17 protein-coding genes and 3 tRNA genes are annotated in these 19,454 nt (G+C 41.5%); 8 read left to right on the forward strand and 12 right to left on the reverse strand.

Annotated elements, in window-relative coordinates; translation table 11 throughout:
• The first annotated feature begins 19 nt into the window (after positions 1-19).
• Positions 20-988 carry an alpha/beta hydrolase gene (locus GWK51_RS13475; protein ID WP_161934096.1) on the forward strand — a complete coding sequence of 323 codons (969 nt, stop codon included), beginning with the start codon at positions 20-22 and terminating at the stop codon, positions 986-988.
• Here GWK51_RS13475 and GWK51_RS13480 read toward each other — a convergent pair whose 3' ends face one another.
• Positions 989-2,179, reverse strand: a complete 1,191-nt coding sequence (locus GWK51_RS13480; RefSeq protein WP_161934097.1) for a transcriptional regulator — start codon at positions 2,177-2,179, stop codon at positions 989-991. It abuts the gene before it with no gap.
• Between the two features lie 195 nt (positions 2,180-2,374).
• On the opposite strand from GWK51_RS13480, the gene exaC reads away from it, so the two are divergent.
• The gene (exaC, locus tag GWK51_RS13485) at positions 2,375-3,886 is read left to right on the forward strand and encodes an acetaldehyde dehydrogenase ExaC (RefSeq protein ID WP_161934098.1); all 1,512 of its coding nucleotides are present in this window, start codon (positions 2,375-2,377) and stop codon (positions 3,884-3,886) included.
• Positions 3,887-4,002: 116 nt separating this feature from the next.
• Here exaC and GWK51_RS13490 read toward each other — a convergent pair whose 3' ends face one another.
• The 4 genes from GWK51_RS13490 to GWK51_RS13505 all read right to left on the reverse strand — a co-directional run bounded on the left by GWK51_RS13490 (position 4,003) and on the right by GWK51_RS13505 (position 7,093).
• Positions 4,003-4,953, reverse strand: coding sequence for a DMT family transporter (locus tag GWK51_RS13490; RefSeq protein WP_161934099.1), 951 nt, complete (start codon positions 4,951-4,953; stop codon positions 4,003-4,005).
• Complete coding sequence (locus GWK51_RS13495; RefSeq protein WP_161934100.1) at positions 4,950-5,528, reverse strand: TetR/AcrR family transcriptional regulator; 579 nt, start codon at positions 5,526-5,528, stop codon at positions 4,950-4,952. The genes GWK51_RS13490 and GWK51_RS13495 overlap by 4 nt, the downstream gene beginning before the upstream one ends.
• Positions 5,529-5,710: 182 nt before the next feature.
• Entirely contained in the window at positions 5,711-6,304 is a 594-nt protein-coding gene (locus GWK51_RS13500; RefSeq protein ID WP_161934101.1) for a 2-hydroxychromene-2-carboxylate isomerase, read from the reverse strand.
• Between the two features lie 36 nt (positions 6,305-6,340).
• Positions 6,341-7,093 (reverse strand): SDR family oxidoreductase, encoded by a 753-nt coding sequence (locus GWK51_RS13505; protein ID WP_161934102.1) that lies wholly within the window; start codon positions 7,091-7,093, stop codon positions 6,341-6,343.
• Between the two features lie 90 nt (positions 7,094-7,183).
• Here GWK51_RS13505 and GWK51_RS13510 point away from each other — a divergent pair, with 90 nt between their 5' ends.
• Positions 7,184-7,738 (forward strand): TetR/AcrR family transcriptional regulator, encoded by a 555-nt coding sequence (locus GWK51_RS13510; RefSeq protein WP_161934103.1) that lies wholly within the window; start codon positions 7,184-7,186, stop codon positions 7,736-7,738.
• 83 nt (positions 7,739-7,821) lie between these two features.
• Complete coding sequence (locus GWK51_RS13515) at positions 7,822-8,535, forward strand: glutamine amidotransferase (RefSeq protein WP_161934104.1); 714 nt, start codon at positions 7,822-7,824, stop codon at positions 8,533-8,535.
• A gap of 105 nt (positions 8,536-8,640) precedes the next feature.
• Here GWK51_RS13515 and GWK51_RS13520 read toward each other — a convergent pair whose 3' ends face one another.
• Positions 8,641-9,225 (reverse strand): YceI family protein, encoded by a 585-nt coding sequence (locus GWK51_RS13520; protein ID WP_016167647.1) that lies wholly within the window; start codon positions 9,223-9,225, stop codon positions 8,641-8,643.
• 277 nt (positions 9,226-9,502) lie between these two features.
• Positions 9,503-11,491 carry a transketolase gene (gene tkt / locus GWK51_RS13525; protein ID WP_161934105.1) on the reverse strand — a complete coding sequence of 663 codons (1,989 nt, stop codon included), beginning with the start codon at positions 11,489-11,491 and terminating at the stop codon, positions 9,503-9,505.
• Between the two features lie 604 nt (positions 11,492-12,095).
• Here tkt and GWK51_RS13530 point away from each other — a divergent pair.
• The 3 genes from GWK51_RS13530 (at position 12,096) to GWK51_RS13540 (ending at position 15,190) form a co-directional block, all read left to right on the forward strand.
• Entirely contained in the window at positions 12,096-12,896 is an 801-nt protein-coding gene (locus tag GWK51_RS13530) for a hypothetical protein (RefSeq protein ID WP_161934106.1), read from the forward strand.
• A gap of 574 nt (positions 12,897-13,470) precedes the next feature.
• On the forward strand, positions 13,471-14,637 hold the full coding sequence (gene metK, locus GWK51_RS13535; RefSeq protein ID WP_161934107.1) for a methionine adenosyltransferase: 1,167 nt from the start codon (positions 13,471-13,473) through the stop codon (positions 14,635-14,637).
• 349 nt (positions 14,638-14,986) lie between these two features.
• On the forward strand, positions 14,987-15,190 hold the full coding sequence (locus GWK51_RS13540; protein ID WP_100242376.1) for a hypothetical protein: 204 nt from the start codon (positions 14,987-14,989) through the stop codon (positions 15,188-15,190).
• A gap of 311 nt (positions 15,191-15,501) precedes the next feature.
• Here the strand turns inward: GWK51_RS13540 and GWK51_RS13545 are convergent.
• From GWK51_RS13545 to GWK51_RS13565, 5 genes are all read right to left on the reverse strand, one after another.
• Positions 15,502-15,586, reverse strand: a tRNA-Leu gene (locus GWK51_RS13545).
• Between the two features lie 29 nt (positions 15,587-15,615).
• Positions 15,616-15,689 (reverse strand) — tRNA-Trp (locus GWK51_RS13550).
• 31 nt (positions 15,690-15,720) lie between these two features.
• Positions 15,721-15,805, reverse strand: a tRNA-Leu gene (locus GWK51_RS13555).
• Between the two features lie 107 nt (positions 15,806-15,912).
• On the reverse strand, positions 15,913-16,749 hold the full coding sequence (locus GWK51_RS13560; RefSeq protein ID WP_161934108.1) for a serine/threonine protein kinase: 837 nt from the start codon (positions 16,747-16,749) through the stop codon (positions 15,913-15,915).
• Positions 16,727-18,238 (reverse strand): DUF3336 domain-containing protein, encoded by a 1,512-nt coding sequence (locus tag GWK51_RS13565; protein WP_142768963.1) that lies wholly within the window; start codon positions 18,236-18,238, stop codon positions 16,727-16,729. The genes GWK51_RS13560 and GWK51_RS13565 overlap by 23 nt, the downstream gene beginning before the upstream one ends.
• Positions 18,239-18,419: 181 nt before the next feature.
• Between GWK51_RS13565 and GWK51_RS13570 the strand changes: the two genes are divergently transcribed.
• Entirely contained in the window at positions 18,420-19,292 is an 873-nt protein-coding gene (locus tag GWK51_RS13570; protein ID WP_161934109.1) for an ATP-binding protein, read from the forward strand.
• Positions 19,293-19,454: the final 162 nt, after the last annotated feature.

Raw genomic sequence — 19,454 nt, forward strand, 5'->3', positions numbered from 1 at the left:
AATCTTGATGAGTATAACAATGACATCGCTTAAAATTCCAAACACCTATCAAGCCGATATATTGGGTCCAGATTATCAGCAACTTGTACTCGAATTTCCTGATGACTATGAAGGTAAGGTCATTGCCACATTAGTCCGCAAAAAAGCAGCGCAAACCAGTACCAAAGCCGTTTTATATATCCATGGTTTTATTGATTACTTCTTTCAGACGGAAATGGCAGACCAGTTCAATCAGCATGGTTTCGACTTTTATGCACTCGATTTACGTAAATACGGACGCTCACGATTGGGGCATCAACAACTGTATAACGTTCGTGACTTACGTGAATATGATGCCGAAATCAGCAAAGCCTTAGAGGTCATTCAAGCAGAAGGACATGAAGCGGTATTATTGAGTGGTCATTCTACAGGTGGACTGATTTGCACCCTATACGCTGCGCATTATCCGCAGCATCCGCTGATTAAGGGTTTATGGCTGAATAGTCCTTTTTACGATTTCAACATGAGTGAATTTGAGAAAAATAAAGCCCTTCCGCAACTGAGCAAGCTCGGACGCCTATTGCCCAATCTTCCCGTGCCAAGTGGTCTCAACCCATGGTACGTGCCGAGCATCCACTGTCACTACTCTGGCGAATGGAACTTTAATCTTGAATGGAAATTACCGAAATACTCAATGGTGAAACTGAGTTTTATACGGGCAATTCATGAGGCACAAAAAGAAATCCACGCTGGTGTAACCGTGACGGTACCGACGCTGGTGATGCATTCCCATCAAACTACCAACCCGAAAAAATGGGGAATTGAAGCACAAACCAGTGACGTCATTTTAAACGTGGATGACATTCAGAAAAATGCTGAGAAAATACACGGTGATGTCCGAATTCGAAGTTTTGAAAACGGTTTGCATGATCTGGTGTTATCCAACAAGAAAACCCGCGAACAGGTTTATCATGCCCTGTTCGCATGGATTAAAGAGAAAGGGATCTGATTAAAGATCCTCTCTGTCTTTCAGTTTCAGTAGCGTTTGATGAACAGGGTGTGATTTCGGCATCAGTTCAATCAAACGCTCAACAGCATCGATGGCTTCAGGGAAATGAGCCACATGCTTGAGCAATACATCGGTTTCGTTGGCTTTGAAAATCGCGTCACTTAAGCGTGATTCCAAGCAGTCTCGCCATGCACACAAGAACGGACTTTCGGTCTTGGCAAGAAACACACCCGTATACAGCTTTAATGCAGTTTCCAAATAGCCTGCATCCAATGCCTGTTCGGCTTGCAAGAAATCCGCATCCACATTGACCAATAAACGATATGGTCGTGAACCGAGCATACCACCCAAAATATCACGCAACTGCGACATTTCTGCTTTTAAAGTCCCAATACTGACTTTACGCTCACCATATAAGGCTTGATGCAAGGTATCTAAGGTCAAACCTTGCGGGCAGAGTGCCAAGATCGCCAGAATTTCGATTTGACGCGGTGTCAGCACCAATACTTTGCCATTAAACAAAATTTGCGGAATGGCAAAAGCACGAATAAACAACTGCTGTTTCTGATGCTCTAATAAAGCGGTTTGAATAATGGAAGAACAGCGCTCTGCCGCCAATAAGCCCAAACTGTTGTGATTTTTCCACGTGGTCGAGAGATCAATCACCCCTAAGACTTGTTTTGAATATGGATCAATAATCGGAGCCGCATAACAGACCCAATCCTGAATCGAGGTCATATAATGCTCATTGGAGAACACGCAGCTCGATTGCTGGGTCTTTAAGGACAATGCCAGCGCGTTGGTTCCAACCAACTCTTCACGCCACTGCCCACCTGCAACAAAATGTACACTTTCCGCAGCACTTTGCATTTGATGACTCGATGCCGACCAAACGATGGTACTGCCGATATCACCAACCGCAACCACCATAGAGGATTGCTGGGCAATGTGTTTAAGATCTTCCGTGCAGAGCTGTAAGGCATGCTCTAATGCACTGTTTTGACCACGGCGATGCTGATGATTGATGGGCGCTGCCATACGGTCTTTAGGAATGGCTGCCGAAGCTGAACGTTGCCATGAGCTTGCAATACTTTGCCCTAATTGTTCTGCATGTAAAGGCGAAAGACTACTACTTTGGCGGAACTGATCAATCCTTTGTCTTTTTTCTAATAATGCCTGCTTATTCATCATTGCTTTCTCTCAAAACTAATGATCTGACGTCCTGTACTTAACTGTTTTTGTAAGCATTTGTCGTCCTGTTGTAAACCTTCTACATTCCAACCTTTCTCCAACCTTATGCTAGCTATGCTAAACAAATAATGTACTCATGTACCTTATACCAAAGCTGTAGATGCTTAGACAAACAACAAGCAAAGGAAATTATATATGCGTTACGTCGATCCTAATCAACCTGGTTCTAAGGTTCAATTTAAAGCTCAATACGAAAACTTTATCGGTGGCCAATGGGTAGCACCTGTTAAAGGAGAATACTTTGAAAACCTATCGCCTGTCGATGGCAAAGTATTCACTAAAGTTCCTCGCTCAACGGTTGAAGATATCGAACTTGCGCTTGATGCAGCGCACAAAGCTAAGGCTCAATGGAACAAATCCTCTCCTACTACGCGTTCAAACCTGCTCCTTAAAATTGCAGATCGTTTAGAACAAAACCTTGAATTACTCGCAGTTGCAGAAACTTGGGACAACGGTAAACCGATCCGTGAAACACTTGCAGCAGATATCCCACTCGCAATCGATCACTTCCGTTATTTCGCAGGCTGTATCCGTGCACAAGAAGGTGGCATTTCTGAGATTGACGAAGACACAATTGCTTACCATTTCCATGAGCCATTGGGTGTTGTGGGTCAAATTATCCCATGGAACTTCCCAATTCTTATGGCGGCATGGAAACTTGCTCCAGCATTAGCTGCGGGTAACTGTATCGTGCTTAAACCAGCTGAACAAACGCCTGTCAGCATTCTCGTATTAGTTGAACTCATTCAAGACTTACTGCCAGAAGGCATCTTGAACATCGTAAACGGTTTTGGTGCTGAAGTGGGTCGTCCCCTGGCAACTAGTCCACGTATTGCAAAAATTGCATTCACAGGCTCTACGCAAGTGGGTCAATTGATTATGCAATATGCTACTGAAAACATTATTCCTGTAACGCTAGAACTTGGTGGTAAATCTCCGAACATTTTCTTTGAAGATGTGATGGATCGTGAAGATGACTACCTTGAAAAAGCGCTTGAAGGTTTTGCCATGTTTGCCTTGAACCAAGGTGAAGTATGTACTTGCCCTTCACGTGCTCTTGTTCAAGAAAGCATTGCAGACAAATTCCTTGAAAAAGCGATTGAGCGTGTTAAACGCATTAAGACAGGTCACCCATTAGACACAGAAACCATGATTGGTGCGCAAGCTTCGCAAGAGCAACAAGACAAAATCTTGAGCTGTATTGCTACAGGTCGTGGCGAAGGTGCTGAAGTACTTATGGGCGGTGGTGCTCGTCAAGAAGTGGGTAGCGGTTTCTATATTGAACCGACTGTCTTCAAAGGCAACAACGACATGAAAATTTTCCAAGAAGAAATTTTTGGACCAGTCTTGTCTGTAACAACGTTCAAAGACTTTGATGAAGCAATCAAAATTGCCAATGACACCATTTATGGTCTAGGTGCTGGTGTTTGGTCTCGTTCAGCACATACGTCTTACAGTGCAGGTCGTGCCATTGAAGCAGGTCGTGTCTGGACCAACTGTTATCATATTTACCCGGCACATGCGGCATTCGGTGGCTACAAGAAATCAGGTATCGGACGTGAGAACCACAAAATGATGCTTGATCACTACCAACAAACCAAAAACTTGTTAGTGAGCTACTCAACTAAACCAGCAGGTTTCTTCTAATTCCCTCTCTTGAAACTTGTTTCCTTTGCAAGAAAACTGAAAACAGCGAACATCGGTTCGCTGTTTTCCTTTTCATATTTTATTTATTTTGACGAAGTATTTTTGCGATCCGCTTTTTAAATTTCAATGCTTGAAAGCATTTTAGACTCAGTCTCAGGTTGATCTTCAACTTTAAACAGAATTATCAAACACACAAAAATAAGTCCCATGCCCAACCAGCCCAATCCATCCAATTGCTCTCCAACTATCAGCATGGCAAAAACAGCCGCCATAAACGGCTCAAACAAGGTTAAAGTCACCGCACGACTCGCAGGCACAGTTCTAAGTCCATAGCCAAACAATAAATAGCCCAAAAACATGGGGATGAGCATCATATAGCCCACCACATAGACATGGATGGCTTCATCAAAAAGATTACTACCCGTATACAACGCAGTCGGTAACAATAACATAGCCCCAAATCCAAAAATCAGACCAATTGAGGCTTTAGCATCCACCCCACGGTCAATCGTCTTTTTGGCAGCCCATGAATACAGTGAATAGGTTAGTCCAGCAACCAAGCCCAGAATGACACCTAAAACTTTCTGATCAGTTGAATACTGTTGTAGCTGACTGGTCGCATGTGACTCACCTAGCGAGAGTAACAACACGCCTAAAACACCGAAGCAACAACTTAAAAACCAACGCTTAGATAGTTGCTTCTGATCCAAGAAACGCTCCAGTAATGCGGTAAATAACGGCGCTGTACCAATAGACACGACTGTACCGATGGTAATACCTGCCAAATGCATGGAGCTATAAAATGCTAAGGGATAAATGGCAACTGAAAGCGCACCGAGTAACAAGATGCCTTTGTTGCGTGGAATATCATTCAAATGCTTCGCAATTTTCTTTCTGGCTAACAGTGCTTGTAATAGCCCGCCACCACCCATTGCCAGCGCCCCAATGGCCAATGGACTTAAATTGGGTGCAAAGGATGCCGCTGTACCCGTGGTTCCCCATAATACTGAAGCAACCAGTACCGCAATGAAACCATAATGCGCACTTAAATCAAATTTCTGGCTCACGCATTTAACTCCTGCTGTAACAGGCGCTCTATCATTTGTTTCGCGGCATGTACCTTCGTGCCATTACCTTCCAGCCCCGCGCGAGCAATCGAGCCTTCCAAAACAAAGGAAATGAACAATGCCAATTCTTGGGCTTTATTATGATCCTGAAATATTGCATTCAAATGCTCTACCAAAATCTGCTCAACTTCATCTTTATGTTGCTTTACCGCCAGTCTTTCTGGACTTGCAGCAGGAAATTCTGCCGCTGCATTCAATAAACCACAGCCTCTAAACCCTTTTTCGTAGGCATATTCAGCATGGTCTTGATAGGCATCAAACACTGCCAAAATTTTTTCATAGGCAGAATTGCAATTTGCTAAGCGCTTGGCATACAAATCGAGCCATTCCTGATGTCTGACTTGGATGTAAGTAGCAATCAAATCAGATTTGGTCGGGAAGTTATTGTAGAGCGACATTTTAGCCACACCTGCCCGATCAGTAATTGCATTGATCCCTGTATTGGCAATTCCATCGTTATAAAACAAAGTGGTTGCTGCATCTAAAATTTTTTCCTTTGCGGATTTATTACTCATGCCAATCATCTTTATAGGTATACCGATCTACCTAATTTATAAAAATGAGTATGAAATTGCAATCGAAAATTTATGTGCTAGAAAGGTATTACTGTGCTAAAGAGCTCGATATGAAGGAAAAAAATAAGAAAAAATCTCCCGTACTTTCATACAAGAGATTGTTTTTAAAATTTGAATATCATTTAAGCTGAAGTTAAGGCATGCTCTAAAAAGTGCAGATGATCGATTCCCCAGTAAATTTCATTTTGGTTAAACCACGTTGGCGCACCAAACACCCCACGTTGCACGGCTTCTTCTGTGACAGACTTTAATTGCTGCTTCACTTGTTCATCATCTAGCCAGTCTTGTACTTGCAGAAGATCCAAACCCAAATCTGACATCAGTTGTTTAAATTCTTGCGGATCATTCAGATTACGAGGTTCGCCAAACATGGCATTAAACACGCCAGTCAGTACAACCAGAAATTGATCTGGTTGATAGCGCTGTACAGCCGTCACCAAACGCATCAGTTGCAAGGTATTAATTGGAAAATAAGGATTCATCTGCATCGGAATCTGCCATAACTTTGACCATCGCTTTAAATCATTCATGGCATACTGCGCCTTGGCAGGCACCGTCATTGGACTACTATTCCCTGTTGCTTTAAATACGCCACCCAAAAGCATCGGTTTCCAGATAATTTTGGCATGCTTTTCAGCTGTGATTTTCTGAATTCGATGAAAACCCATATAACTGTATGGACTGCCTAAATCAAAATAAAACTCAATACTTTGCATTAAAAACTCCCTCTTTATCATTTTGAAAATCGAATATTACCAACGCTCAATCCATGGTCTTAAATCTAACTCATGTGTCCATGCATCACGCGGCTGATGCGCCAGATGCCAATAATTTTCAGCGATGTGGGCTGGATTTAAGATTCCATCCTGCTCTTTCAGCGCATAGATTTCAGGTAAAGTCGTTTCAATAAAATCAGTATCAATTGCCCCATCCACCACCACATGTGCAACATGAATATTCTTTGGTCCTAATTCTCGCGCCATACTTTGAGCCAATGCGCGTAAAGCATGCTTCGCCCCTGCAAACGCAGCAAAGTTGGCAGCTCCGCGCACGCCTGCCGTAGCCCCTGTAAAAATAATAGTCCCTTGCTCACGTTGTACCATCCTTTTTGCAACTTCACGTCCAACCAGAAAAGCACTAAAGCATGCCATTTCCCAAATTTTAAAATATTTACGTGCAGTTTCCTCTAAGATACTACACGGCACATTTGCCCCAATATTGAAGACCATCACTTCAATGGGTCCTATGCAACTTTCAATCTGCTCAATCAGCGCGATCACTTGTTCTTCTTCGCGTGCATCGGAAGCAAAACCATACGCTGTACCACCATTTTGCTCAATTTCATCAATTAACGGCTGCAACTTTTCCGCATTACGTCTGGTCATACATGCGATATAGCCGCCACGTGCAAAGCGTTTGGCAATTTCACCGCCTGTTGCATCACCTGCACCAATGATTAAAGCGATGCCTTTATGTGTGCTTATCTGTTCATTTCCTTGACTCATTGTAGTTCTCTTTTTAAATAACGATCGTTACTATAACGAATACTATGTTATAATTTTCAAATCGTCAAACCTCATTCATGAGTCCTCGTTATGCGATACAAGCCAGGCTACAAACAAGAAAAGCGCAAAGAACTACTTCAGATTAGTGGTCAACTTGCCAAACAACAAGGCTTTGCTGCGACTGGCGTTGATGGCTTTATGAAAGCAGCTGGCGTGACCAGTGGTGCCTTTTATTCGCATTTTTCTTCTAAGCATGCGCTGTTAAAAGCACTGGTAGAAGCTGAACTGCAACAGAGTTTGGCAATGTGGCAAGAAAATCCGCATGATGATCCTGCGGACTGGATTGATTTCGAACTGAATCGCTATCTAAATATGTCTCATGTTCAGCATGCCGACCGGGGCTGTGTATTACCAGCACTTGCCAGTGAAGTAGCCCGCTCAGAAGACGATGTCAAACAGCTTTATCAGCAAGAGTTATTACGGGGTCATGCACTTTTTACTCGGCATTTAGGCTGTGAAATCAAAGCATGGGGCGTACTTTGCCAACTGGTAGGTGCAATAACCCTTGCACGCGGTATGACTGATGAAAGCCTACAAAAGCAAATCATTGAATCGAGCAAGACTTTTTTAAAAGCAAACCTTTGAGCTCAGGCTTAACTCCTTTCGAGTTTTAGGTTTTTTGGTATATATTCAAAACTAACTTGTCCATTCTTCATAATTCAAAGTCTATGAAAACCACTGCTCCCGATTTCCCTGAAACGATTTATGCTATTCAGCATCTTGCTTTTGAAGACTTAGGTGCACTAGAAGATACTTTTTATCAGCTTGGTTTTCGCGTGCGTTACGTAGAGGCAGGTGTTGATGATTTACGTAAAGCCCTAGAACATGAAGGACTTACGGTCATTTTAGGTGGTCCAATTGGGGTCTACGAAACGGCAGACTATCCATTTCTTACCCAAGAGATTGAACTACTCAAGCAGCGCCTCGCACGTAATTTACCGACGCTCGGGATTTGTTTAGGCGCACAATTGATTGCTCATGCGCTCGGTGCCAAAGTCTATGCAGGCGCACAAAAGGAAATTGGCTGGAGCAGTTTGGAGATTAAACCTGTCGCCCAGAACCCGCTTGCATCACTTCAGGATACTCCAGTTTTACACTGGCACGGCGATACCTTTGATTTACCCGAACAGGCTGAACTTTTGGCAAGCTCTACACTCTATCCAAATCAAGCATTTAAAGTCGGTAATAATATTTTGGCGCTACAATTTCATATTGAGGTTACCGCAGACGCAATGGAAAAATGGTTGATTGGTCATACCAGTGAACTTCGCCACGCCAAGATTGATATTCCAAGCCTACGTGCAGATAACCAACGCTTTGCAACAACCTTAGAACAACATTCTCCTCAAGTCTTACAGTTTTTCATGCAACACATTGAATAAGACCGCTCAATCAGATCGATCCACTATATCCCCCCAAAAGCAACGGACATAAAAAAGGCACTCTCAATGAGTGCCTTTTACTTTCCCGAAGAAATCGTGGGGAGATTATTTCTTCGCAGGAACTGACGCTTCAGTCGTAATGTTAACTGTAATCTTGTCACCTACATTTGGCACATAAGCACCAACACCAAATGCTGAACGGTCAAACGAAGTCGTCGCATTGAAGCCAATTGACTGAAGTTTAGTCATCGGATGCTCACCTTGCTTGTTCATCACCGCATCAAGCACAACAGGTTTAGTCACATCTTTAACCGTTAAGTTACCAGTAATTTTATATTGATTATTACCTAAAGATTCTACTTTCGTACTTTTGAAGGTAATGTTTGGATAATTGATGGCATCAAAGAATTCAGCTTTTTTCAAATGCTCATCTAATGCTTTTACATTGGTATTTAAGCTTGCCAATGGAATCGTCACATTTACAGAAGAATTCGCAGGCTTGTCATTGTCAACGTTAATTGTGCCTTGAATATCGCTAAAGTTCGCAGATGGCGTAGAAAAACCAAAGTGACTCCAAGAGAACACCGTTGCCGTGTGTGTTGGATCAATTTGATATGCAACAGGTTTTGCCATAGAGAATGTTGCAACTGAAGCAACTGCCAAACCCAAAGTTAATGTTTTGAAGTTCATGTGATTGTATCTCGTTTCAGAATGATTATTAGTGTATACCTTTGAAATTATAATTCACTGTTATGTATAAGACGATATGTTTCAAATTTAGAACAGTTTAACGAATTAATATGATTCTGAATTTTAGTAGAACGATTGTGACAGATTACACAGTAAATGAATCGCTTGCATGCCATCTCTAATAAAGTTTTATCTGTTCTTATTGTTATGATTTATGAACTTTAAGCGCATAAAAAACGCCTCATAGTGAGGCGTTTTATTATTTAGAAATAACTGATTAAGCAGTCAATTCTTTAACCGCGTTCACAACCGCTTCAGTGGTAATACCAAAGAATTGGAACAAGTCTTTTGCTGGTGCAGATTCACCATATGTTGTCATACCGATCACTTTGCCGTCTAAACCAACAAACTTCCACCAGTAGTCAACATGCGCTGCTTCTACCGCTACACGTGCACGGATATGAGCAGGTAAAACAGCTTCACGGTACGCAGCATCTTGCTTCATGAACTCTTCAGCACATGGCATAGAAACAACACGCACACCTTCTAATTGTGCATAAGCTTCCATTGCTAACGATACTTCAGAACCCGTTGCAATAATAATTGCTTTTAATTCGCCTTTTTCTTCAGCCAATACATAACCACCTTTTGCCACGTTCTCAATTTGCGCTTGAGTACGTGTTTGGAATGGTAAGTTTTGACGAGAGAAGATTAACGCAGAAGGACCTTCTTGACGAGACAGCGCAGACTTCCAAGAAACCGCAGTTTCAACGGTGTCTGCTGGACGCCATGTATTTAGGTTTGGTGTACCACGTAAAGATGCAATTTGTTCAACAGGTTGGTGCGTTGGACCATCTTCACCTAAACCAATTGAGTCATGCGTATACACGTGAATTACGCGTTGTTTCATAAGTGCAGACATACGAACTGCATTACGTGCGTATTCCATAAACATAAGGAATGTAGCAACGTAAGGAATGAAACCACCATGTAATGCAACACCATTCGCCATTGCAGTCATACCGAATTCACGTACGCCATAGTGCACATAGTTACCAGCAGGGTTATCTTGAACACCTTGGCAACCTTTCCAAAGTGTTAAGTTAGAACCCGCCAAGTCAGCAGAACCACCCAATAGTTCAGGCAATAATGGACCAAATGCTTGTAAAGTATTTTGGCTTGCTTTACGCGTCGCAATTGTTTCTGCTTTAGCATTGGTATCTGCAATAAACGCATCTGCTTGCGCAAGGAATTCAGCTGGTAATTCACCTGAAAGGCGACGTTTTAACTCCGCTGCTTCAGTCGGATATTTAGCTGCATATTGAGCAAACAACGCATCCCAAGCCGCTTCAGATTCAGCACCTTTCGCCTTCGCATCCCAAGCTGCATAAACATCAGCAGGAATTTCAAATGGACCTTCCGTCCAGCCTAATGCTTCACGTGTTAATGCAATTTCATCATTACCCAGTGGTGCACCGTGGCAGTCTTCTTTACCTTGCTTGTTAGGCGAACCTAAACCAATAATTGTTTTACAAATAATGATGGTCGGTTTTTGAGTTTCCGCTTTCGCTTCTAAAGTTGCAGCGCGAATCGCATCGTTATCATGACCATCTACGCGAAGCACTTGCCAACCGTAAGATTTGAAACGTTGTTCTGTGTCGTCAGAGAACCAGCCTTCTACTTCACCGTCAATTGAAATGCCGTTGTCGTCATAGTAAGCAATTAATTTACCTAGACCCAAAGTACCTGCAAGTGAACACACTTCGTGTGAAACACCTTCCATTAAACAGCCATCACCCAAGAAACAGTAAGTGAAGTGGTCAACAACAGTTAAGTCTTCTTTGTTGAACTGCGCCGCTAAAGTTTTTTCAGCCAATGCAAAGCCTACAGCATTTGCAATCCCCTGACCCAATGGACCAGTTGTGGTTTCAATACCAGGTGCATAGCCTAATTCAGGGTGACCTGGAGTTTTAGAATGAAGTTGACGGAATACTTTTAAATCTTCAATTGAAAGCTCATAACCCGTTAAATGTAACAATGCATACTGAAGCATTGAACCATGACCATTCGACAATACAAAACGGTCACGGTTTGCCCATTGTGGATTCGTCGGGTTATGGTTTAGGAATTCGCGCCAAACGACGTCTGCAATATCTGCCATCCCCATTGGTGCACCTGGATGTCCTGAGTTGGCTTTTTGCACAGCATCCATAGCCAATACACGAATTGCATTTGCAACACGACGTTCGTTCAAAGGGGTTGTCATAGATCAGAGTCCAATTAAAACAATTTAAAGAAGATGAATATCACATTCAAAACTAGGCACTATTGTCTTAAAAAAAGCGGGATGGGTAAAGCCTTATACACAATTTTTCCCGACTAATTGCTACTTATGTGGACTTGTAGGCAGGGATATTTTAAGTTTTGATTTATGAGGACACGCCTATCTTTCTTGATAAATCATCCAACTCAACACAACATCCATTGTGTCTGACCCACGAAAAGCTAAATCACTGCTTCTACATCAATATCTTGAATTGAATGTAGCTCAGCGCATAACTACAAAATAAAATTTTAAACCATGTTTTAATGAGCGTTTCAATAAGCATCCATTCAAGTGCAGGCAACCACTAGCTTTAAATAAAATCACTCGCATAAAGTGCTACATAATCCAAAATCCCTAATCGTAAGCGCAAGTAATCCAGCGTCTTTTGATTTTTTAAGGATCAAAATGTTTTTAGCAATTTGCAGTGTAATGAATTCATCAACAACCAGATTCTGTAGTATATTTCCATTAAGTATAAAAAATGACACTCTCATTCTGTATGAGAATAAATAGCCCGATAACGATATAACACTAGAGGTTTTTTATGAGATTAACTCCCCTTTATGCCATCGCCATATTCATGTTCGCAGGCAGTGTGATGGCAGCAGAAGAAACCACTGTAAATAGCAATACTGAAAAACTAGCGGACGATCCCACCAAAGTGACCACCAAACTTGGTGTCTCCTATGCTAATAATTTCGATTTTAATGATGACAACTATTCTTTTTCTGGCTCTTATGCCATCGGTCAGGCAAAAAAACTCAATGCTCGTATCAATAGCGATGCCAGTGAATGGCGCATCGGTGGCTCGTGGCTCTTTCCGATTGGTATTGTGAATTTTAACTTTGGTAAAAGTGAATATATCAATGGCGCGAACCAGACCAATTACAGTATTGGTACGTTTATGCCCTTAAGCTATTTTGGCTTTGAGCCTGCAGGAATTCAAATATTTCCTACAGCCGGTTATACCTATAATGATGGTGAATCCCCACGCTGTACCAACCCGAATGGTGAGTGTGCCAATTTATCAGATTTAGCCAGCATGCCCAATGCAGAAAGTGGCTTTAGCATGGTGGAAGTTTCTGGTAGTAGCGGCTATTTAGGTGCATTTGCCTTAAAACCATTTACTCCAGAACTCACAATGATGGGCTTTGCCGTGGGTAGCTACGGCTCAGAAAATGATGCGGGTGAAAACTATAAAGGTTACTTTGCTGGTTTAGGTCTGGGTTATTTGGTCCAGAAGCGTCATTCATTTAACGCCATGGCTTTCATGATGGATAACAATACCTATTTAAACAATCCTGATGAACGCTTAATTTTATCGTACACCTATCAGTTTAACTAATTCAAAGTAGGCTTAAGCATGCCGCTTCACTAACCCGCATAATCTGACTGATTTGTTGCATATAACATCTCAGTCTTTTATGTGCCTTATAAACTTCTATCTTTTAGTCATCCTTTAGCTGCATATTGTGAAGGATCTAAATGGTTGGTAAAGAAAGCGCATAACCAACCCTTGAATAGAACTTATACCTCGATTACAGCATTGCAGTAAAAATCCCTTAACCCTGAAGAAGAACTCCGTGCAAACGCCAAACACATTCAAACTGTTCTATTTTTAAATATAAATGAAAGATTAAGTTGCTATAACTGAACTTAAGGTTAGTCATTTGACTGGTTTGGAGTAAATAGACCATGATTTGTATCTTAAATAATTGCATCTAATTGTGTAATTTATCTACTCTAAATATTGAGTATATTTATATTTATTCCTTCTTTATCAGTTTTATAGATGGTTATATCAAATAAAAAGTCATTGAATTGAAATAAATTCATCCTTTTTTATACAAGATGAGCTAGTCCTAAAGTCTAACTCGATGTAACATATTGCGTCTTTAAAATTAACTGTGATAGGACTTATGCGCGAGTACGCTGTATTTACTTCGGAATCTGTAAGCGAAGGCCATCCAGATAAAATGGCTGATCAAATCAGTGATGCTATCTTGGATGCAATCTTAAAAGAAGACCCATATGCGCGGGTTGCTTGTGAAACGCTTGTAAAAACGGGTGCTGTCGTACTTGCTGGCGAAATCACAACAACTGCTAATATCGACGTTGAAGCGGTTGTACGCCAAACTGTTAATGGTATTGGCTACCACCACTCTGACTTAGGTTTTGATGGTTCGACTTGTGCCGTGATCAACATGATTGGTAAACAGTCACCTGAAATTGCTCAAGGTGTTGACCGCCAAAAGCCTGAAGATCAAGGTGCGGGTGACCAAGGCTTAATGTTTGGTTATGCGAGCCGTGAAACCGACGTACTTATGCCTGCACCAATTTCATATGCGCATCGCTTAATGGAAAAGCAAGCTGAATTGCGTCGTAATGGCTCATTACCGTGGTTACGCCCAGATGCAAAAAGTCAGGTTACTTTTGCTTATGAAAATGGCAAACCAGTACGTTTAGATGCTGTTGTATTGTCTACTCAACACGATCCTGAAATTTCTCAATCCAACTTAAAAGAAGCTGTGATTGAAGAAATCGTGAAGAAAATTATTCCTGCTGAAATGTTCCATGCGGACACCAAATTCCACATCAACCCAACAGGTATGTTTGTGATTGGCGGTCCTGTAGGTGACTGCGGTTTAACTGGTCGTAAAATCATTGTAGATACTTACGGTGGTATGGCGCGTCACGGTGGTGGTGCTTTCTCTGGTAAAGACCCATCTAAAGTTGACCGCTCTGCTGCTTATGCTGGTCGCTATGTTGCGAAAAACATTGTTGCTGCTGGCTTAGCAGACAAGTGTGAAATTCAAGTGTCTTATGCGATTGGTGTTGCAGAACCTACTTCTATTTCTATCAACACTTTCAACACAGGCAAAGTGGCTGATGAATTGATTATTCAATTGGTTCGTGAACACTTTGACTTACGTCCATACGGCATTACTCGTATGCTCGACCTGATTCAACCTATGTACAAGCAAACTGCTGCATATGGTCACTTTGGTCGTCAAGGTTCTGATACTGCATTTACTTGGGAAAAAACAGACAAAGTTGAAGCGCTTAAGTCTTCTGCTGGTCTCTAATCCTCCCTGTGTAAAAAAGCTCACTTCTGTGAGCTTTTTTATTGCTACTTGAAAATTATTTCTCATAACAAAATATTTCAAGCATGCTAAACCTTGAGAAATAATCAAGTTACACATCATTGGTGACACGAGATAAAAATTGATTATAAATCCAATATTTAGCGCAATACAATCACTCAAAAGCACGTCAAACTACTAACCTTCAGCCCCATTCCACAACTCAGAGCGATTTACAGATCAGCATAGAAATTAGGCAAAAAAAAGCATATAAATAAAAAAATAGGTTTTTGCCCTTTAAAAAATTTAGCCTATCCCTATTAAATATTTATATGTTTACAGGAGTTGTCTCGTGAAGAAGGTTGTAAAAGCAAAAAATTTAATCGCATTTCGTATTTGGTTAGAAAAATTAGGTTACTCAGTCAAAACTCTCGCTGATGATCGTGGTTTTACTTTTAGTTTTAAAAAAGAATATGGTTTAGTTACTTGTGATTTAGCAGGTAATTCGTTGGCTATGCAGCTTGGCGAAGAGTTTGAAGATCACTTAAAAGCTTAACAATAAAAGCAATTCAATAGCTTGTACACGTATTCACAGTTCATCGAGTCGCTATTCCTATATTTTAAGCCCTTCGGGGCTTTTTTTATTGTTGATCGATGAGAAATCTAGTTTTATCAGCTTCATCAAAATCTTTAGTCAACAAAGACCACGAATAACTCAGCCAACCCCTTACCTTTTAACAAGCACAACAAGATCATCAAAAGCATCTAGATGATGTTTCATATTGACAGGCATTTTTGAATTTCACTTTTCTCTAGACGAAAAAAAACAAGGTGTTAACCTTGCTTTAATCTTCCCAGTTCATTAAGTGGTGGGGGCGAAGAGACTCGAACTCTTACACCTCGCGGCGCTGGAACCTAAATCCAGTGCGTCTACCAATTTCGCCACGCCCCCATACTGGGTTTCACACTAAGTGAAAAATTTGGCAGAGGATCAAGGACTCGAACCTTGACGAACGGTTTTGGAGACCGTCATGCTACCATTACACCAATCCTCTGTTACCTAAACATCATCAACTGATGATTAAGTGGTGGGGGCGAAGAGACTCGAACTCTTACACCTTGCGGCGCTGGAACCTAAATCCAGTGCGTCTACCAATTTCGCCACGCCCCCGATGGCTGTGTATATTATAGAGATCACTCCCCTCTGGCAAGCCCTTTTTATGAAAAAATCTCTTGTTTGATTAAATATAAAACAAAAACTGCGATTATGTACTTTTATTAAGCAATTTCAGTCACTAAGGCACGTTTTATTGCATAAAAATTATCAAATCTATGCGCTTTATGCTTTGCCAACATCTTCGACAAAAGCGGTTGAAATACTAAAAATTTCTCATGAAGCTCAATATTTAGGCGCTGACAATGTAAATACGCCCAATCTGTATAATTTTCTGCCTTTAATCGCTGTCCAGACAGCCATTCATAGAAAATAATACCCAGAGCATAAATATCTGTTGATACTGTTTTGGCTTCGCCATGAAAAAGTTCGGGTGCCATATAACGCGGGGTTGCATTCATTTCAGTTTGTGCAGACTGCCCTATCGACAGGACCTGCTCGAAGTCGATTAACTTTAACTGCCCATCATATTCAACAAAATGTTCCTGTTTTAAGTCGGCATGCAACCACCCCGCTTCATTTAAATCATCAAGTACATCTAAAGCACGTAGCAAATGATACTGAATCATCTGCACAGACCATGACTGTGGGCTAACTGCAAAATACGGCATAGCTTCTGGTAGAAGCAACGTATGTGTTAAGGATTGCTCCTGTTCGACTTCTAGCCCTATTTCGCCTAAAAACGCCTTAGACACGATTTTAGGGGGCAATGTGATCTTAGATAGCACTTCAGACCCTAGACATTGCTGATAAAACGCTAACTCGTGCTGAAATCCCTTGAGATAACTAGGATGCCCCTGCTGCAACTGTATTTTTAACCAGTACGCTTTTCTTTGACACTGAAAAGAATAAAGCCTGCGTCCATATCGCAGGCTATTCGGTTTGCTTTTTAGGACTAAGCCTTCTATGTATTTAAAATCAGGCAGTATGAGCTTGGACATGTGGCTGTGGATGCAATTGCTGATAGTTAAGGAGTTCGAGTGCGTGTTGAATGGTTTTACCAATTCGCGCATGGGTTTCAATACTGGAAATTTTGGGCCACGTTGCACGCTCACCTTCTCGCTGTAACAACTTAAACAGGTGTGGACGCGGGTTTTGTAACATATAACTGTAATGGCGCATGCTATAGCTGCCAATAATATTGACATCCCCATAGTAGCGCTGATCGACCACGCCATAACCATGATCGAGTAAACGGCGTACTGACGGTATTTTTCCTGCCCGTTCACGAGTGAAATCCATCACCCCTTTGGCAAGAACCTTTCCTTGGCGGCGAATAATACGCTCTGGCCAGCTCAACATATCACGTCGAAAACGCGAAATATCATCCTGCATGAACGGTACAATATGAGGATTGACCTGACTGGCAATGCTGTAGTTCAAATTATACAAGCGTGCCATTTTCTGCTGTGGGAAGTCGCTACGCACACTACCATCCACCCAGCGGGTCGTTGCCATATACGGTGTATGCTCGCCATCGTAACGCTTACTGGTGAGCTTTACAGGCGGAAACAGGATAGGTACTGCACATGAAGCAAGCACTGCGCTCCACACCAATAAATCAGGTGATGTATAAGTATTCATAATGCGGGCATCTTGCACCGCATCATAAGGAGCGACTGCAACATTGATATACAGCCCTGATTTCTTGAAGGCTTCCTCAAAAGTGTAATTACCTAAATTTTCGACAAGGAAGTTCTTTAAGTATTTAACGTCTGCAACACCACCATTGCCTTTTAATAAATCTCGCAATTTTCGAAAGTGAAAAGCCTCGCTAAAGAAATTCTCACCATTCAATATGCCCGAAACATTGCTAGGCTCAGAGACACCCAGCATGGCAGTCATAATCGCACCAGAGCTGGAGCCTGAAAGCACTTTTGGCATCAAATCCTGCTCAAGTAGTGCTTTACATACACCTGTATGAAAAAGCCCTAAGGTTGCTCCTCCTGAAAACATCAATGCAGGCTGACCATATGCCCGTTCACAATGCTTGAAAAAGTCCAGTTTTTCCGCATAGGCAAGACATTCACAGGAATCCGAAGCAATGAACGCTAAACTCGCGCTCACTTCTTCTACATAATCTTCAATGATGGTTTTAGTACCAACCAAAGTTGCTGCAAACAGCATCGGGTGTGCAATATTGGCAATATCGTAGGTTAAACCCTCACGCAACAAATACATTAAGTCACGGGTACGGTGCTGATAACGATAGCGCTTGAGTAATTTGAGACGATACGAAATCATTTCCGCATCAAAGTAAGGAGAACAATTGTCATATTTCCATTCTTGCGCTCCTGACTCTTGGTCAATCTTGAGCGCAATACTCTTCCACTCGGCATAGCTTTCCGCTTGCTCTAATTGTCGTTTTAGTTTTTTTATACGATAGGCTTGATGCGGATTCATGTCCTGTATGAATTCTTGAAATAACATAGCTTCCCTCAGACACCTGCGCTTAAATACATTAACTTAACTTCTTCATTTTCAATTTTAAAATTTGGCTTAAGCGAATTACGATTCGATTAGCAATCATAGTCATTATACTATACAGTCTAAAACCAAGGCTGATGTTGGTCTTATTTGCTACTTTATCGTAATTATAAGCTGAATGACTATGGCAACTATCGAATTACCTGACACCATTTTACAATCCCTCACTCAAGTTCTGGCGCAATTACAACAGACACTCCCGACACTCAAGCAAGAACCTGATTTCTCTGCCCCAGCATTTAAGTGGCAAAATAAGCAACTCCTTCCAATTTTTCATCCCAAGAAAATTGAACTGGATGATTTGAAAGGGATTGAACGCCAAAAAGCCAAAGTCATTCAAAATACCCTGCAGTTCCTTAAAGGCCTACCTGCCAACGATGTCTTGCTCACAGGTTCACGCGGTACTGGTAAATCTTCAATTGTTCGTGCGCTTTTAAGCCAATACGAAGCACAAGGCTTACGTTTAATTGAGATTGAACGTGATGATTTGTCTGATTTACCCGAAATTCAGAAAATTATTCAAAACCGTCCTGAAAAGTTTATTGTCTATTGTGATGATTTGGCCTTTAACGCGGAAGATGAAAACTACCGCAGCTTAAAAAGTGTGCTAGATGGTTCATTACAGTCTGGCTCAAGTAATTTTATTATTTATGCCACCAGTAACCGTCGCCATTTGCTACCTGAGTTCATGCATGAAAATACGCCTGTAACGCGAGTCGATGTGCCGCAATACACAGAGCTACATCCACAAGAAGCGATTGAAGAAAAGATTTCTCTGTCTGACCGTTTTGGCTTGTGGTTATCCTTCTATCCTATGGATCAGGCGCTTTACTTAGAAATTGTCGAGCACTATTTGGCTAAGTCAAATATGCCCATGACCGGTGCAGCGCGTGCCGAAGCCCTCAGATGGTGTCAGTCACGTGGACAACGTTCAGGGCGTGCTGCTTATCAGTTTTCTAAGCACTGGGTCGGTACGCAACAGCTAAACGAACTTTAATTTTTCATAAAGTAAGTTTTTCAGCAATCGCTTTGAACATTGTTTAAATTTTTATTATAAAAAAGCTCGATCCTTGAGGATTGGGCTAAAATTAATATGATAAATATCTGATTTATATTGAGATAAAATAATCATTTCGTATAAACCGTATTATATTAATTT

The sequence above is a fragment of the Acinetobacter kanungonis genome, assembly GCF_009939195.1.
Lineage (GTDB): Bacteria > Pseudomonadota > Gammaproteobacteria > Pseudomonadales > Moraxellaceae > Acinetobacter > Acinetobacter kanungonis.

What these genes read in the sequence shown, in the direction of transcription:
- GWK51_RS13495 (WP_161934100.1), bottom strand. Translation starts at nt 5,528, where the DNA reads ATGAGTAATAAATCCGCAAAGGAAAAAATTTTAGATGCAGCAACCACT.
- GWK51_RS13480 (WP_161934097.1), bottom strand. Translation starts at nt 2,179, where the DNA reads ATGATGAATAAGCAGGCATTATTAGAAAAAAGACAAAGGATTGATCAG.
- exaC (WP_161934098.1), top strand. Translation starts at nt 2,375, where the DNA reads ATGCGTTACGTCGATCCTAATCAACCTGGTTCTAAGGTTCAATTTAAA.
- metK (WP_161934107.1), top strand. Translation starts at nt 13,471, where the DNA reads ATGCGCGAGTACGCTGTATTTACTTCGGAATCTGTAAGCGAAGGCCAT.
- GWK51_RS13475 (WP_161934096.1), top strand. Translation starts at nt 20, where the DNA reads ATGACATCGCTTAAAATTCCAAACACCTATCAAGCCGATATATTGGGT.
- GWK51_RS13510 (WP_161934103.1), top strand. Translation starts at nt 7,184, where the DNA reads ATGCGATACAAGCCAGGCTACAAACAAGAAAAGCGCAAAGAACTACTT.
- GWK51_RS13520 (WP_016167647.1), bottom strand. Translation starts at nt 9,225, where the DNA reads ATGAACTTCAAAACATTAACTTTGGGTTTGGCAGTTGCTTCAGTTGCA.
- GWK51_RS13565 (WP_142768963.1), bottom strand. Translation starts at nt 18,238, where the DNA reads ATGTTATTTCAAGAATTCATACAGGACATGAATCCGCATCAAGCCTAT.
- GWK51_RS13505 (WP_161934102.1), bottom strand. Translation starts at nt 7,093, where the DNA reads ATGAGTCAAGGAAATGAACAGATAAGCACACATAAAGGCATCGCTTTA.
- GWK51_RS13570 (WP_161934109.1), top strand. Translation starts at nt 18,420, where the DNA reads ATGGCAACTATCGAATTACCTGACACCATTTTACAATCCCTCACTCAA.
- GWK51_RS13530 (WP_161934106.1), top strand. Translation starts at nt 12,096, where the DNA reads ATGAGATTAACTCCCCTTTATGCCATCGCCATATTCATGTTCGCAGGC.
- GWK51_RS13500 (WP_161934101.1), bottom strand. Translation starts at nt 6,304, where the DNA reads ATGCAAAGTATTGAGTTTTATTTTGATTTAGGCAGTCCATACAGTTAT.
- GWK51_RS13515 (WP_161934104.1), top strand. Translation starts at nt 7,822, where the DNA reads ATGAAAACCACTGCTCCCGATTTCCCTGAAACGATTTATGCTATTCAG.
- GWK51_RS13560 (WP_161934108.1), bottom strand. Translation starts at nt 16,749, where the DNA reads ATGTCCAAGCTCATACTGCCTGATTTTAAATACATAGAAGGCTTAGTC.
- tkt (WP_161934105.1), bottom strand. Translation starts at nt 11,491, where the DNA reads ATGACAACCCCTTTGAACGAACGTCGTGTTGCAAATGCAATTCGTGTA.